This is a genomic window from Pedobacter glucosidilyticus, assembly GCF_002483235.1.
Taxonomy (GTDB): Bacteria; Bacteroidota; Bacteroidia; order Sphingobacteriales; family Sphingobacteriaceae; genus Pseudopedobacter; species Pseudopedobacter glucosidilyticum_B.
This window is the reverse complement of the sequence record NZ_DLHN01000021.1, coordinates 128184-142919: the sequence shown is the minus strand read 5'-3', so window position 1 is coordinate 142919 and position 14736 is coordinate 128184. Positions and strand designations below refer to the sequence as shown.

The 14736-nt window shown below is 33.6% G+C and carries 14 protein-coding genes; 9 read left to right on the top strand and 5 right to left on the bottom strand.

The window, feature by feature from the left end; all coding sequences use genetic code 11:
* Position 1: 1 nt before the first annotated feature.
* From B2745_RS07215 to B2745_RS07205, 3 genes are all read right to left on the bottom strand, one after another.
* Positions 2 to 235 carry a hypothetical protein gene (locus B2745_RS07215; protein ID WP_304064761.1) on the bottom strand — a complete coding sequence of 78 codons (234 nt, stop codon included), beginning with the start codon at positions 233 to 235 and terminating at the stop codon, positions 2 to 4.
* A 516-nt stretch (positions 236 to 751) separates the two neighbouring features.
* A complete protein-coding gene (locus B2745_RS07210) occupies positions 752 to 1156 on the bottom strand; it encodes an EVE domain-containing protein (RefSeq protein ID WP_026902557.1) in 405 nt (134 codons plus the stop codon).
* Positions 1157 to 1410: 254 nt separating this feature from the next.
* Complete coding sequence (locus tag B2745_RS07205; RefSeq protein ID WP_304064759.1) at positions 1411 to 2370, bottom strand: YheT family hydrolase; 960 nt, start codon at positions 2368 to 2370, stop codon at positions 1411 to 1413.
* A gap of 246 nt (positions 2371 to 2616) precedes the next feature.
* Between B2745_RS07205 and B2745_RS07200 the strand changes: the two genes are divergently transcribed.
* The 4 genes from B2745_RS07200 (at position 2617) to B2745_RS07185 (ending at position 5683) form a co-directional block, all read left to right on the top strand.
* Positions 2617 to 3273, top strand: coding sequence for a 1-acyl-sn-glycerol-3-phosphate acyltransferase (locus B2745_RS07200; protein WP_304064756.1), 657 nt, complete (start codon positions 2617 to 2619; stop codon positions 3271 to 3273).
* 53 nt (positions 3274 to 3326) lie between these two features.
* Complete coding sequence (locus B2745_RS07195; RefSeq protein WP_304064754.1) at positions 3327 to 3971, top strand: VOC family protein; 645 nt, start codon at positions 3327 to 3329, stop codon at positions 3969 to 3971.
* 41 nt (positions 3972 to 4012) lie between these two features.
* Positions 4013 to 4771 carry a hypothetical protein gene (locus B2745_RS07190; RefSeq protein WP_304064751.1) on the top strand — a complete coding sequence of 253 codons (759 nt, stop codon included), beginning with the start codon at positions 4013 to 4015 and terminating at the stop codon, positions 4769 to 4771.
* Positions 4772 to 4900: 129 nt separating this feature from the next.
* Positions 4901 to 5683 (top strand): Fic family protein, encoded by a 783-nt coding sequence (locus B2745_RS07185; RefSeq protein ID WP_304064749.1) that lies wholly within the window; start codon positions 4901 to 4903, stop codon positions 5681 to 5683.
* Positions 5684 to 5851: 168 nt separating this feature from the next.
* Here B2745_RS07185 and holA read toward each other — a convergent pair whose 3' ends face one another.
* Complete coding sequence (gene holA / locus B2745_RS07180; RefSeq protein WP_304064746.1) at positions 5852 to 6856, bottom strand: DNA polymerase III subunit delta; 1005 nt, start codon at positions 6854 to 6856, stop codon at positions 5852 to 5854.
* 68 nt (positions 6857 to 6924) lie between these two features.
* Here holA and B2745_RS07175 point away from each other — a divergent pair, with 68 nt between their 5' ends.
* Together B2745_RS07175 and B2745_RS07170 are read left to right on the top strand one after the other, a co-directional pair.
* Positions 6925 to 7383, top strand: a complete 459-nt coding sequence (locus B2745_RS07175; protein ID WP_304064744.1) for a type I restriction enzyme HsdR N-terminal domain-containing protein — start codon at positions 6925 to 6927, stop codon at positions 7381 to 7383.
* Positions 7384 to 7466: 83 nt separating this feature from the next.
* A complete protein-coding gene (locus tag B2745_RS07170) occupies positions 7467 to 7955 on the top strand; it encodes a hypothetical protein (protein ID WP_304064741.1) in 489 nt (162 codons plus the stop codon).
* Positions 7956 to 8276: 321 nt separating this feature from the next.
* Here the strand turns inward: B2745_RS07170 and B2745_RS07165 are convergent, their stop codons facing one another.
* Entirely contained in the window at positions 8277 to 10973 is a 2697-nt protein-coding gene (locus tag B2745_RS07165; protein ID WP_304064739.1) for a valine--tRNA ligase, read from the bottom strand.
* Between the two features lie 316 nt (positions 10974 to 11289).
* Between B2745_RS07165 and B2745_RS07160 the strand changes: the two genes are divergently transcribed.
* The 3 genes from B2745_RS07160 to mnmD all read left to right on the top strand — a co-directional run bounded on the left by B2745_RS07160 (position 11290) and on the right by mnmD (position 14708).
* Positions 11290 to 13350, top strand: a complete 2061-nt coding sequence (locus tag B2745_RS07160) for a M13 family metallopeptidase (protein ID WP_304064737.1) — start codon at positions 11290 to 11292, stop codon at positions 13348 to 13350.
* A gap of 158 nt (positions 13351 to 13508) precedes the next feature.
* On the top strand, positions 13509 to 14006 hold the full coding sequence (locus tag B2745_RS07155) for a rhodanese-like domain-containing protein (RefSeq protein ID WP_304064735.1): 498 nt from the start codon (positions 13509 to 13511) through the stop codon (positions 14004 to 14006).
* Between the two features lie 18 nt (positions 14007 to 14024).
* On the top strand, positions 14025 to 14708 hold the full coding sequence (mnmD, locus tag B2745_RS07150; RefSeq protein ID WP_304064733.1) for a tRNA (5-methylaminomethyl-2-thiouridine)(34)-methyltransferase MnmD: 684 nt from the start codon (positions 14025 to 14027) through the stop codon (positions 14706 to 14708).
* The last annotated feature ends 28 nt before the right edge of the window (positions 14709 to 14736 follow it).

Genomic DNA, 14736 nt, shown 5'->3' with positions numbered 1-14736 from the left:
ATTATCTGTTTAAAAAGCGGTTCTTCATCTCTTCCATTACTTGATGGTTTGGAATACCCTTACCATGATCATGTTCTAATTGAGATTGATGAATTGCTTTTTTTACTTCTAAAGGAATATCACTCCAAAAATCACTTTCTGATAAACCTATTAAAGATTGTATCTCATTCAATAAAGCTTCATCATTACTCGTGATAATTTTCTCTACTATCTTATATTTTAACGAAATATCCATCTTTAATAATTTATACTAAATCTAAGAAAAAATACCTTTACACACAAGGCTTTTCGGCCTCATAGGCGGCCAACCCTAGCCACTTTTTTCTCGAAAAAAAAGTGAACAAAAAACGAGGAACGAGTTCATGAATGCCTAAGAAAAAAATAAACAAAAAATGAATAATTCAAGGCTGATGAATATTTGTTGTTTCGTCTAAATAAATCTTTATCTACAATCCTGAGTGGTATGAATGGTTTTACTTGATGAAAGTTTCTACAACACTCGTCGGATTGTTTTCCGCTAGTTCTAAATGAAAGTTTATGCAAAAGATTTATTTGACTTCAATCCAAATATTCATAGGCCGTCTCTGTTCTTCGGAGAGGCTTAGTTTAACATCAAAGGCAGTTCCTAAACATCTACTCTTTAGGTTCTTTTTAATTTTTACTTTTGATTTTTAACTTTTTAAGTCTTTTTACTTTATACTCTGTACTTTCTACTTTTTGATTTCTAACGTTTTCTTATCTCTCTAAGTATTTAAGAGCCCAGTTCTATAATTCTATCAAACTCATTTTGTTTGAGTGGCATAACAGATAATCTACCTTGTCTTACCAAAGAAATATCTTTTAAAAACGGGTCGTTTTTGATGGTTTCTAAAGTTACCGGATTTTTTAGTGTTTCTACCGGAGCCAAATCTACTACTACCCAATTGGTATCATCAGTTGTAGGGTCTTGATAAAACTCTTTCACCACTTTTGCAATACCTACCACATGTTTACCTTCATTGCTATGGTAAAACATCACTAAATCGCCTTCTTTCATGGCTTTGAGGTTATTTCTGGCTTGGTAATTACGCACCCCATCCCAAAAAGTTCTACCATCTTTATTAAACTGCTCCCAACTGTATTTAAATGGCTCTGACTTTACTAACCAATAATTCATTTTATATGTGTATTAAAATATTATACAAACAATTTAATTCCTTCATTTCATCATCAAAGTAAAAATGATGTATGGACTGATAACATCAGGAAAAACGCTATGTTTTACCATGTGTAAAAAACCGTTGATGAAGACATCAAAGCTACTCAATCATCCATGATTAAAAGGCATCGGTAAACCTTTACAAACATATTTCGCTTTTAGAGTTTCCACTTCTTAATCATAAAATATTCTCAAAAAAAGCTATTCAATAACTAACATACTTTTGAATTAACCTCTTTTAAAAATTCTTCTACTCTCAAAGGCATCCATGATTCTGCTTTAGAGATAGGAAAGGCAGAATGACCTCCTCGCTTAGGCATTTCCAGAAATAGATGATCTGCTTGCTTAGCAATCTCCACTGGAAAACAACCATTTGTTAATAGAGGATCGTTTTTGGCATTCACCAACAAGGTTGGAATCTTGATATTCGAAAGAGCCTCCAAGCAACTACTTGCTTTATAAAAGTCATCTAAAGACTTAAAACCAAAAAAAGGTGCTGTAAAATAAACAGAAAATTCTTGTAATGAGGTTATTTTGTCTAGCTTTTCTAAATCGTAAGCACCAGGATGATTTGCTTCCAGCTTACGGATTTTATTCTTCAATTTCTTTAAAATTTTTACGGAGTAGATACGATTATATAAACCGTCAAGTTTCCGTTCAGAGCTTCTTAACTCACAAGGTACAGAAAAACCAATAACAGCTTTTAAGTTGTGTGGTGTATGGTGTCTGCCTGCAAAATTTAGTACCATATTACCCCCTAATGAAAAACCCACAAGCACTATAGAACGATAGCTTTCTGCATACTTTAGTATCACAGTTTCAATATCATTTGTAAACCCGCCGTAATAAGCCTGCGGCAAACGATTCATTTCTCGACCACAACTTCTTGCATGAATAGCTAATATTGTCCACCCAAGTTTACTAAAGTGGATAGCCATCTGCTGTACATAATGACTTCTGGAGTTACCTTCAACACCATGACAAAGAATCATGAGCTTTTCTTGACTACCCTTAATCCAATCTAACTCAATAAAATCACCGTCTGATGTCTCTAACTTTTCTGTGGTATAAAGCTTATGATTTATTTTAAAGCTTATTGCAGGCACAATAGTTTGTAAATGAGCGCTAAAAAGATAAAATGGAGGTCGATATTTGGATTTAATGATGGGCATGTATGATTTAATGATATTAAGTAAGCGTATTATTTTATAAACCAGGTTAAATATATATAAGTAAAAATACTTCGTTATAATTATATAAAAAATAATCAAATTAAGTTGATTATTATCCTGAAAAAATTTATTTAGTACATGGAGATTACTTAATTGTAAATCAACAGACAATTTCTTTAATTATTTTAAAAAAAATATCTTTGCTCGTCACACAACACATACCATTAAAAACTATTTATATTAAAAATGATAAAAGACTACCCTCCTAATAAAATTGTAAAATGGATTGCTGCAAATATTGTAGAAAGATGGGTTTTGCGTCATTTCTCTTCTATTAAATTTATCGGTGATTTAAATGTGGCAAAAGACCGTTCTTGTTTAATGCTGATGAACCATTACAGCTATAACGATGGTGCAATTTTACACCGCGTTTGCCGATCAGTTTTAAAAAAGGAATTTAAAGCGATGAGTGTTGAGTCACAACTAAAAATATTTCCACTTCTAAAGTATGTTGGCTGTTTTCCGATAGATAGAAAGTCGAGGAAAATGATCGAATCTTTAAATTATGCAGCAGGATTACTTCGAGATCCTAGCATCATGTTGGGACTTTACCCTCAGGCCGGAATGTACTCTATGCATTTGAATAAGATTCACTTTGGAAGCGGACTTAACTATATTTTTAAACGTATAAAAGAAACACCTCTTCAGGTTTTTTTTGGCGTTACCCTGCTTGATTACCTCGAAAATTTCAAACCTGTTGCCAGGGTATATTTTATGGAATACAAGGGGATAAATGAGGTAGAAGAAATGGAAAAAGCTTATAACCAATTTTATGCTGAATGTAAAAGAAAACAACAGCATTTATTTAACCCACCGGAAAGGGTGATTGATGAGGTGAAATAATTCGTATGGCCAACGACAGCAGAAAAACCATATACTAACATTAATGCTAATCAATGAGTATTGACCATATTTTTATTTTTACAGACATTAATGGAAAGGGTGCTGACGAATTGGTAAACTTCGGATTAACTGAAGGAAGTAACAGAGTTCACGTAGGACAAGGGACTGCAAACCGCAAGTTTTATTTCGACAACTTTTTCTTAGAAATTTTGTGGGTGCATGATGTAAATGAGATTACTAGCGACAAGACTAAATCTATGGGGCTTTGGCAAAGAGCAGCATATAAAACTAACTATTTTTCGCCTTTTGGACTATGTATAGTAAACACTGAAAACAGTGAAACAATTTTTAAAAATGCCTTTAAATATCAACCTGATTATTTTCCACAAGGAATGGAAATTGACATTATAAAAAATGAAGACCAATCTGATTTACCATGGACTTTTAGATTGCCATTCAAAGGAGAAAATAAACATGACAACGAACCTAAAACACATAAAAATGATATTTCTGTTTTAACAAATGCAATTTTTGAGTATAAATCAGTTTCTGATAAAACATTTTTAGAAAATTTTAAGCATCAAAACCAAATTCAATTTATAGAGTCTTCAAGACATTGGCTGAATTTGATTTTTGACAACGGAAAACAAGGAAAAAAACAAGAGTTCGAGAAACTAAAATTAACAATTGAATACTAATCATAAAAACTTTGCATCATCAGTTTATTGACTAGAATACTGTGAAACAATTATTTTTCATACTTACATCAACGATTTTAATCAACTTAAACTCTTTTGGACAAATATGGACTCCTGAAATAATCTGTTCAACAGACACCTTAGTTATAGAGCCTTATATTTCAATGAAGTATCTTTCTAAAAAAAAGGATACAATTAACATTGAACCTTATAAAGTGGTGCAATGCCATACACGTTCCAGAGTTGGATTTCGTATGGATATTGCCGTTTCTAATTATTATTATGGAAATAAAACAACAAGCTGGATTGGGCAACACGGAGGGCCGAATTTTAACTTCTTTCTTACCGTTGATAAACTTAATTTCGGTTTTAGATTTAAGCCTTGGTCTATTAACCCTAAAAAGGAATTGAATTTTAATGGACAAACGCTTCCAACAACCGCTACACTCAATAATATAAAACTTGATTATTATGTAGGATATTCGCTTGATTTTGAAAAACTAATTTCTATTGAGCCCTATGCAGGATACAATCAAACATCTTTTTTTGTGATTAATGAGGATGAATTGAATCAAGCATTTACTTTCAATAAAACTGGCGGGCTTATTTTTGGTACAACTTTAAACAAGTATTTTAAACTAAAAAATTACGGTTATTTGTCTGTTTTTGGAACCCTTGGGTATAGCTTTACAGATTATAAAAAAGTTCATCCTGATTTAGATAATGGATACCTTGAATGGAATCTTGGAATTGCTGTAAAATCATTTGGAATAAAACGATTTAATAAGAGGATAGAATAAGTACAATGCCTAATTGTGAATAATATTTTTTAAAGACGCCTACTAAAACTTTATCTAAAACCTTATCTAACACCTTAATGTGTAACTAACATTTTAAACACTATTAAGCTTAATTACATATCTTTGAATATGACATTTGAAATACTTAATAGTGAACTGTTAGACGATTATACAAGAGCCATTAATGTATTACCACTTGATAAGTTATCTAAGATTAAGAAGAATGAGATTCCTGTAGATTACTTTCAGTTTTATAAATCTGTTTCATCTGTTTATTCCTCCAAGATAGAGGGAGAAGATATTGATTTTGACAGCTATTTTAAGCATAAATTTCTAAAAGTAGAATTCAAGCCAGATTACACCAGAAGGGCTGATGATTTGTACGCTGCTTACGACTTTATTGACACTAATCGTTTGAATCTTGAGAATCTGAAGCAAGCTCATGCACTTATTACCACAAATATTTTACCTGTTTCTTATCAAGGAGTTACCAGGCAAAACCCAATGTATGTTTTAAACAGCAATGATCAGATTGAGTATGTAGCAGCCGAACCTAGATTGGTTAATGATGAATTAGAAAAACTTTTTAGAGACATAGAAAAACTTTTAAAGTTAGCGCTTAATCAATATGAGATATTTTACTACGCATCGCTTATCCATTTAGTATTCGTTAAAATTCACCCATTTCAAGACGGTAACGGCAGAACGGCAAGACTGTTAGAGAAATGGTTTTTACTTGAAAAAATTGGACCAGAGGCAACAACAATTCAATTAGAGAAAAACTACTATATCAAATTAAGTAATTATTATAATCATATTAAAGTACTAGGACTAGAATATAGCGAGTTGAATTATAAAAAGAGTTTAGACTTTTTATTAATGACTGCTAAATGGATTGAAGAACAAGAATAGGTGTAACTCATATTTGTGACTTTAGATTTTAGATCATCATCTCAATAGTTAAATACTCTTTTTGATTTTTTTAAAACAGCGTTTCTAAATTAGATTAACAACTTAAACTAAAAACAATAAATAGCAATTTTAGTTCATATTAAGTATCAAGATTCTAAAAGAACTCAATCAATGCAATATCTTCCACACCAATTCCCGCATTAAGTCACCATGTTCTGTATTACCAGTAGATGCTACACCTTTTGATTTTAAATCGTATTCTCGCAATAGAGAAATCACCTGAAATGTTTTACCTAAGTTGTAGTTACGAGCAGCTAAATCATAATCCTTCACAAAATAAGGGTTTACACCTAATTCTTTAGCCAATTGCGATTTATCTTGAACATAGTGGTACTTCAAAATCTTGGTAAACCATGTATTTAAATTGCCCATCACCAATACAATAGGATTTGATTTAGGATTAGCCTCAAAATAATTGACAATCTGATTAGCTTTTAATGCATCTTTTCTAGCCAAAGCATTTTGCAGCTCAAAAACATTAAATTCTTTACTGATACCGATATTATCCTGAACTTCTTTGGTGGTAATTTCTTGTCCTTGTGGCACATTCAGCATTAATTTTTCTAGCTCGTTGGCAATTTTGCTTAAATCGTTCCCCAGATATTCTGCTAAAAGTGCTGATGCTTTAGGATTTATATGATGCTTTTTGCTTTTGATAAAATCTTCTATCCAAGCTGGAACTTTGTTATCGTAAATGGTATTAGATTCGAAAACTAAGCCTGTTTTCTCTAAAACTTTATAAACTTTCTTACGCTTATCAAACTTTCCATACTTGTGGCAAAGCACTAAAATAGTGCTAGGCAAAGGCCTTTCGCAATAAGCCTGAAACTGGTCGGCAGCTTTATCCAATTTTAATTCCTGAGCTTCTTTTACCAAAACCAATTGATAATCACTCATCATAGGGTAGCGTTTGGCGGCGTTGATCACCTGTATAGCTTCGGTATCCTTACCATATAAAATGGTTTGGTTAAATCCCTTTTCGGCATCAGACAAGACATATTGTTCTAGCGCATCAGCAATTAAATCTATATAATAACTTTCCTCGCCATGCAAAAGGTAAATAGGTTTTAGCTTTCTCGCCTTAATATCTTTAATGATTTCTTCTGCCGTCATGATGAACGAAATTAGCTATAATCATCAAAATAATTCAGCATATTTAAAATTCGTTCTAATTTAGCAGCATGTTTAAACCTGTAGCCTTAAACCTTCCGCCCTACCCTTTTAAGCTTATTCAAAAAGAAGAGCAGCTTTTTATTTATGATGAGCTGAGGAAAAAGCAATTGGTTTTAACGCCAGAGGAATGGGTGAGGCAGCATTTTGTGCAATATCTCATCATCCAAAAAAAATACCCTAAAGGTTTAATCAAACTAGAAGGCGGTTTAAACCTGCATCAACTAAAGAAACGTACTGATATTGTTGTTTTTGATAAAGATGGTAAAGCCGATGTTTTGGTAGAATGTAAGGCTACTCACGTAAAAATAAATCAGGATGTTTTTGACCAAGCAGCCCGTTACAACATGATTCATCAGGTAAATTATTTGGTTGTTACCAATGGTATTACACATGCTTATTGTAGGATGGATTACGTAAACCAGACTTATCAATTCTTAGAAGAACTGCCTTTATACATACATAAATAATGATTTATCCCGTTTGATTTTTTATTTGAGAGGATAACCTTTATGGAATCACTCCGTATAAACGGATAATTAAACAATAAATCATGAGTGATAAAATTTACATCAAATGCAAGGAGCCTAAGCTTTCTAAGCATCAAATTTTAATCTATCTCACGACTCTCAACATTGGTATCATTACCAGCTTATTATTTTTTAATCAGGTGCTTATTAAGGATTTATTTTCTTATTTGGTTTACACCATTAGCCCAATTGTGACCTTATTGGTATTTCATCTCTATTACATCTTTAAAATTGAGGAGAACCAATTTATCTTAATCACAGATGAATTTCTGCTGATAAAAGATAACTCGGGTATCGAGCAGCAAGATTTAAAGTTATCCTTTACTTCTTTAAGAGGTTTTGAAACTCGCTTTAACGCTATTATTTTTCACCATCAAAACGGAGAAACCTATCGCGTTGGTTTAGACAATGTAAAATGCGATACCAAGCGTTGGGAAATCAAAGAATTTTTAAGAAATCACATAGAAGAACTAAAACCTGCTAACCATATAGATGGGTTGTTAGTTGGTTAGTCCCGATAGCTATCGGGAGTTAGTTGGTTAGGGAGTAGTTCATTAGGCATTGGTTGGTTAGGTGGTTAGTTTGTTAGTTGGTTAGGTCACTGCGATAAGGAACGAAGAAGCAATCTTTTTAATATTGATTGATTTTTGAATGAGTGAAGGATTGATTTGAAATCAGTTGCCAGTTTCCTGTTACCAGTTGTATCTATTTTAGACGTTTTAAAGGTTTTTGAATTTTTAATTTTTAACTTTCTAATTCCAAAAAAAGAAGCAATCTCATTTTATTGATAATTGCTTCTTTCTACTTTCTACTCTGTACTTTCTACTATATCACTACAAAAATGCAGCTAAGCTTTCTTTTAATATTTTGATTTTTGCTTCGGCATCGGCTTTTTTGTTTTGCTCGTTGGCTACTACTTCAGGTTTTGCATTTTGCACAAAACGCTCGTTACTTAATTTAGCATCAACAGCTTTTAAAAAGCCTTCTAAATAAACAATTTCTTTATTGATTTTTTCTTTTTCTGCTTCAGCATCTATATTTCCCGCTAAAGGAACAAAAAACTCATCTCTGCCAGCTAAGAAAGAAGCAGCACCACTTAATTTATCTGGCGTATAAGATATTTCGCTGATGTTTGCCAGCTTAGCAATAATAGCTTTATAAGATTCGAAATTGATATCAGAACTTACCTTAATAGCTAAATTTAGAGCTTCTTTAGGCGAAATTTGTTTGGTATTTCTGATATTTCTAATCTCTGACACCACTTGTTTAACCACCTCTATCTCTTTTAGCAATGAAGCATTTGCCGCTTTACTTTCTGGCATTTGAGCGATGATACAGCAATCTGCTGATGTTCTGGAGCCAAAAACCTCATCATGCCATAACTCCTCTGTTAAGAAAGGCATAAATGGATGCAATAACTTTAAAATATTCTCGAAATAAGTTAGGGTTGCTTTGTATGTTGCAGCATCAATAGGTTGTTGATAAGCTGGTTTAACCATTTCTAGGTACCAGGCGCAGAAATCATCCCAAACTAATTTATAAGAAGCCATTAATGCTTCTGATAAGCGATATTGGTTAAAATTGTTCTCTATTTCTGCTAAAGCTTCATTAAAACGAGCATCAAACCAAGCTATAGTTGTTTCGTTTACGTTTGGTAAGGTTTCATCAATTTCCCAACCTTTCACCAATCTAAAGGCGTTCCATACTTTATTAGCGAAGTTTCTGCCCTGTTCACAAGATGATTCATCAAACATGATATCATTACCTGCTGGCGAACATAAAAGCATTCCTACACGAACCCCATCTGCACCATATTGCTCTATTAAGTCTAATGGGTCTGGCGAGTTTCCTAAAGATTTAGACATTTTTCTGCCTAGTTTATCTCTAACAATACCCGTTAAGTAAACATTTTTGAAAGGTACTTCGCCTCTAAACTCATGACCAGCCATAATCATACGAGCTACCCAGAAAAATAAAATCTCAGGTGCTGTAACTAAATCATTGGTGGGATAATAATAATTTACATCAGCATTACCCTTAGCTTCTGGATGACCGCAAACCGTTGGATCAAAAACCGATATTGGCCACAACCAAGAAGAAAACCAGGTATCTACAACGTCTTCATCTTGCCTTAAATCGTTTAATGTCAGATTTACGAATTCAGATTTTAGATTTTTGAACTGATGTAAAGCTTCTTCGGCGGTTTTAGCAACTACTACTTCTCCGTTAGGTGCGTACCAAGCCGGTATTTGCTGCCCCCACCACAGCTGACGAGAAATACACCAATCTTTCACATTCTCCATCCAATGGCGGTAGGTATTGATGAATTTATCTGGTATCAGTTTGATATCACCATTATTCACATAATCTAAAGCCGGACCAGCCATTTCTGCCATTTTACAGAACCATTGCATGGATAATTTTGGTTCTATGGCAGCATCGGTACGTTCAGAAAAACCAATTTGAGATTTATAATCCTCAACTTTTTCTAAATGCCCTGCTTCTTCTAATAATTTAGCTATTTTCTTACGAGCGATAAATCTATCCTCGCCTACTAAAATTTGTGCTTTTTCATTTAATGTACCATCATCATTTAAAATATCGATAACCTCTAAATGGTGTTTAATACCCAATTCATAATCATTTAAATCATGAGCTGGAGTAACTTTTAAACATCCGGTACCAAACTCCATATCCACATATTCATCGGTAATAATCGGAATCTCTTTATTAATTAATGGAATAAAGACTTTTTTACCTTGCAGATGGCTATAACGTTCATCATTTGGATTGATACAGATTGCAGCATCAGCCATAATGGTTTCTGGACGTGTAGTAGCAATTATTAAGTATTGCGTATTGAGATTTGAGATTTGAGACTCTTCAGATTGCATACTTCCGTCTTCGGACATCGGACTTAAAGCATACTTAATGTAATATAACTTCTGGTTTACCTCTTTACGGATAACTTCCTCATCAGAAACAGCGGTTAAACCTTTAGGATCCCAGTTTACCATTCTAACACCACGGTAAATAAGTCCTTGTTTATGTAGATGAATAAAAGTATCTATCACGGCTTCTGACAAAGCAGGATCCATGGTAAAAGCAGTTCTGTCCCAATCGCAAGAAGCGCCTAGTTTTTTTAATTGTTCTAGGATGATGCCACCATATTTATCTTTCCACTCGTAAGCATATTTTAAGAACTCTTCTCTAGAAATATCTTTTTTGTTGATGCCTTTTTCTTTAAGCATAGCAACAACCTTAGCTTCGGTAGCAATAGAAGCATGGTCTGTACCTGGTACCCAACAAGCATTCTTACCTTTCATTCTGGCCCTGCGTATCAATACATCTTGGATAGTATTGTTAAGCATGTGCCCCATGTGTAAAACCCCAGTAACATTTGGCGGAGGAATGACTATAGTGTAAGGTTCTCTCTCATCCGGAACGGATTTAAAGAATTTATGATCTAGCCAATACTGGTACCACTTTGCCTCTGCCTCTTTAGGGTTGTAGGTTTTAGAAATGCTCATATTTGTTAAAGAAATCTTTATAAGCCGCAAAAATAAGCTTTCTTATGAGATTTATATCATCAGCAAATGCTATTCATCAATTCTTAACACTATTCATCCCTGTAACAATATTTTTATGTATCATGAGTTAATAGTTGTATAATCTCGTATCACCATGAAAATAAGAATGAATGCTCACATTCTTGATGCCTTTTTATCCAAAACAGGTTTAAGATTTATTTATAACTGGTTTAATCGTTAGTAACAAAATTATTGATGTTTAAACATTTTGTTGGTGTAAAAGGTAAATTTAATCAGCTAATTAACTAACAGAATTATGAAATTCAGCATTGCCCTATCAGCCATAGGATTAAGTATGGCTGCCTCAACATTATTTGCTACAGAGCCCAAAAGCTCTGATGACAAGAGCAAAAAAGAAGTAAAAAAATTTATTGACCCTGCCAATATGGATTTTAGTGTGAAGCCAGGCGATGATTTTGCACAATATGCCAATGGTATTTGGGTTAAAAATAATCCTATACCTGCTAAAGAAACCAGATGGGGAAGTTTTTATGAATTGAGAGATTTCAATATCAATGCCGTTAAAACGATTTTAAATAGTGCTGCGGCTAAAACAAATGCGCCTGCTGGTTCGCCAGAAAAAAGAGTTGGAGATTTTTATAAAGCTGCTATGGATAGTATAACCATAGAGAAGCTGGGTTATAACCCAATAAAAGCAGATTTAGCTAAAATAGACGCCTTAAAAAGCACTAATGATATCATTCATGCTATTGCTACTTTACGTACACAAGGTATAGCATCTCCAGTTTTTGGATTTTACATTGCCCAAGACAGAAAAAATCCGCAACTAATGGTCGCTCAGCTAAGTCAGGGAGGTACTACCCTACCCGATAGAGATTACTATCTTAAAGATGATGCTAGAAGTATAAAAATTAGAGAAGCCTATAACCAATACGTTCAAAAGCTGTTTATACTTACAGGTTCATCGGCAGAAGATGCTAAAAAACATGCTACTACTGTTTTTAACTTAGAAAAATCATTCGCTGCGGCACAAATGAGCCGTTTAGAGATGAGAGACCCTTACAAAACTTATAATAAGTTTGCTGTTACTGATTTTTCTAAAGCCACACCCAACCTAAATTGGAAGGATTTATTGGCTAAAATGAAAGTTCAGGGAGAGGATACCATTTTAGTAAGCAATCCCAAATTTTTCAAATCTGCTGATAGCTTATTAACCCAAACAGCTGTTGCTGATTTAAAAACTTATCTAAAGTGGAATATCATTAAAAATGCTGCTTCTCACCTCAGTTCAGACTTTGTAAAGGCAAATTTTGAATATTCAAGAGTTTTAAGCGGTCAAAAAGTACAAACGCCACGCTGGCAAAGAATGTCTTCTTTAACTGATGGTACTATTGGCGACTTGTTAGGACAATTGTATGTACAACAATACTTTAAGCCAGAAGCTAAAGCCAGAATGAAAGAATTGGTAAATAATCTTTCTGTAGCTTTTGAGAAAAGGATTAAAACTTTAGACTGGATGAGTGAGGAAACTAAAGTGAAAGCTTTAGATAAACTACATGCCTTTACACCTAAAATTGGATATACAGATAAATGGGAAACCTATGATGGTTTGGTTATTAAGCCGGATACGCACTTCCAAAATGTTAGAAATGCTGGAGCTTGGGCTTATCAAAAAATGATTAGCAGACTAGGAAAACCCGTAGACAAAACAGAATGGGGAATGACACCCCCTACCGTAAATGCTTATTACAGCCCAGTAATGAATGAAATTGTATTCCCAGCGGGTATTTTACAATTTCCATTCTTTGACCCTAATGCAGATGATGCGATTAACTACGGAGGTATTGGTGCTGTTATTGGGCATGAAATGTCTCATGGTTTTGATGATTCTGGCAGCCAGTATGATAAAGATGGAGCCTTACGGAATTGGTGGACAGCAGATGATTTAGTAAGATTTAAAGCAAAATCTGCTGATTTGGTAGAACAGTTTAATCAATACAGGGTGTTAGATACCATCCCAGTAAACGGTAAATTAACTTTGGGAGAAAATATTGGCGACCTTGGTGGTTTAAATATTGCTTATGAAGCGTTTAAAATGACCGAGCAAGGAAAATCAAATACTAAAATAGATGGTTTTACGCCAGATCAAAGATTTTTCTTAGCATGGGCACAAGTGTGGAGAGGTAGTTCTTTACCAGAAACAGCAGCTCAGCTAATTATTGTAGATACACATTCGCCAAACGAATACAGAACTATTGGACCTTTGGTAAATATGGATGCATGGTATACTGCTTTTGATGTGAAACCAGGAGACAAACTTTATAAAGCACCAGAAAATAGAATAAAAATCTGGTAATCAAAGTGTTTGCTATTTAAGCCGTTTATGATATAGTTTAGCTATTTCATAAACGGCTTTTTATTTGGAGTTAAAATTAAAATCCTGTGCCATCAGGCAAACAAAAATGTATTTGCTTCCGTATATTTATACGCAAATATGAGTCGTAGCGTTAATTTATGATGTTTAAAAAATTTTATTATTTACTTCTGCTGGCTTTACCACAGTCTATATCAGCACAAATAAAAAACCCTGAGTTTAAAGAAATGCTAGATAGTATTTACAGTCATCATGTACCTCTCATTACTGTTGATTCTTTAAAACAGCTAAAGAATGTGTATTTATTAGATACCAGAGAAAAAGAAGAATTTGAAGTTAGTCATTTAAAACACGCTCGAAATGTAGGTTATATCTGGTTTGATATGCGAGATATTTACGATATTCCAAAAGATGCTACAATAGTAGTATATTGCTCTGTAGGTTATAGAAGCGAGAAAATAGGAGAAAAACTTATTAAAAACGGGTATAAAAATGTTTTTAATTTGTATGGAAGTATATTTGAATGGGTCAATCAGGGATATCCTGTATATAAATCAGACGGTGTACAAACTTCTGAGGTACATACCTACAATAAGAAATGGTCTAAATGGGTATCAAGAGGCACAAAAGTTTTTTAATTTAAATATCATTGTTATATGCTAGAGCCTGATAGGCTAACAGTTGTTACTACAGCAGATGGTTCTAAAACCATCTATCATCCTATTATCAAAGAAAATTACCATAGCCGAAACGGTGCTTTACAAGAAAGTAACCATGTATTTTTAAATTCTGGTTTACGTTATTATCTGGCTGATAAACAACATACAGAAGTTTCTGTATTAGAAATTGGTTTTGGTACAGGCTTAAACTTCTTACTAACTGCTGATTTTTGTAAAGGCAAAGAAATAAAGCTCCAATATGTGGGTATAGAAGCTTATCCACTTAATTTAAGTTTGATTGAAGAAACAGCTTACCAAGAAATTGTATCTGCTAATACCTGGGGGATGTTTACCAAATTATATGATGAAGCTTTACAAAAGCCTGTTGCTTTAAATGAATTTTGTGAGCTTCATATTGCACCTATTCCACTAGAAAGCTTCTCTAGCGCACAACTTTTTGATGTGATTTATTTTGATGCTTTTGCATCTTCTAACCAACCAGAAATGTGGACCAAAGAAGCCATCACTAAAACCATTTCTTTTTTAAAACCAGGTGGTGTGTTTGTTACTTATGCCATCACAGGCGATTTAAAACGCATCATGAAATCACTTAACATGAAAATAGAAAAAGCCCCTGGAGCAGCAGGAAAGCGTGAGATGTTAAGAGCTGTGAAAAGCTGAAGAGGCAGAAGGCTAAAGGCAGAAGGCG

Bases quoted from the DNA above. Each gene is read 5' to 3' on its own strand.
- B2745_RS07155 (WP_304064735.1), top strand. From the start codon at position 13,509: ATGATGTTTAAAAAATTTTATTATTTACTTCTGCTGGCTTTACCACAG.
- B2745_RS07165 (WP_304064739.1), bottom strand. From the start codon at position 10,973: ATGAGCATTTCTAAAACCTACAACCCTAAAGAGGCAGAGGCAAAGTGG.
- holA (WP_304064746.1), bottom strand. From the start codon at position 6,856: ATGACGGCAGAAGAAATCATTAAAGATATTAAGGCGAGAAAGCTAAAA.
- B2745_RS07210 (WP_026902557.1), bottom strand. From the start codon at position 1,156: ATGAATTATTGGTTAGTAAAGTCAGAGCCATTTAAATACAGTTGGGAG.
- B2745_RS07205 (WP_304064759.1), bottom strand. From the start codon at position 2,370: ATGCCCATCATTAAATCCAAATATCGACCTCCATTTTATCTTTTTAGC.
- B2745_RS07175 (WP_304064744.1), top strand. From the start codon at position 6,925: ATGTTTAAACCTGTAGCCTTAAACCTTCCGCCCTACCCTTTTAAGCTT.
- B2745_RS07215 (WP_304064761.1), bottom strand. From the start codon at position 235: ATGGATATTTCGTTAAAATATAAGATAGTAGAGAAAATTATCACGAGT.
- B2745_RS07185 (WP_304064749.1), top strand. From the start codon at position 4,901: ATGACATTTGAAATACTTAATAGTGAACTGTTAGACGATTATACAAGA.
- B2745_RS07195 (WP_304064754.1), top strand. From the start codon at position 3,327: ATGAGTATTGACCATATTTTTATTTTTACAGACATTAATGGAAAGGGT.
- mnmD (WP_304064733.1), top strand. From the start codon at position 14,025: ATGCTAGAGCCTGATAGGCTAACAGTTGTTACTACAGCAGATGGTTCT.
- B2745_RS07160 (WP_304064737.1), top strand. From the start codon at position 11,290: ATGAAATTCAGCATTGCCCTATCAGCCATAGGATTAAGTATGGCTGCC.
- B2745_RS07200 (WP_304064756.1), top strand. From the start codon at position 2,617: ATGATAAAAGACTACCCTCCTAATAAAATTGTAAAATGGATTGCTGCA.
- B2745_RS07170 (WP_304064741.1), top strand. From the start codon at position 7,467: ATGAGTGATAAAATTTACATCAAATGCAAGGAGCCTAAGCTTTCTAAG.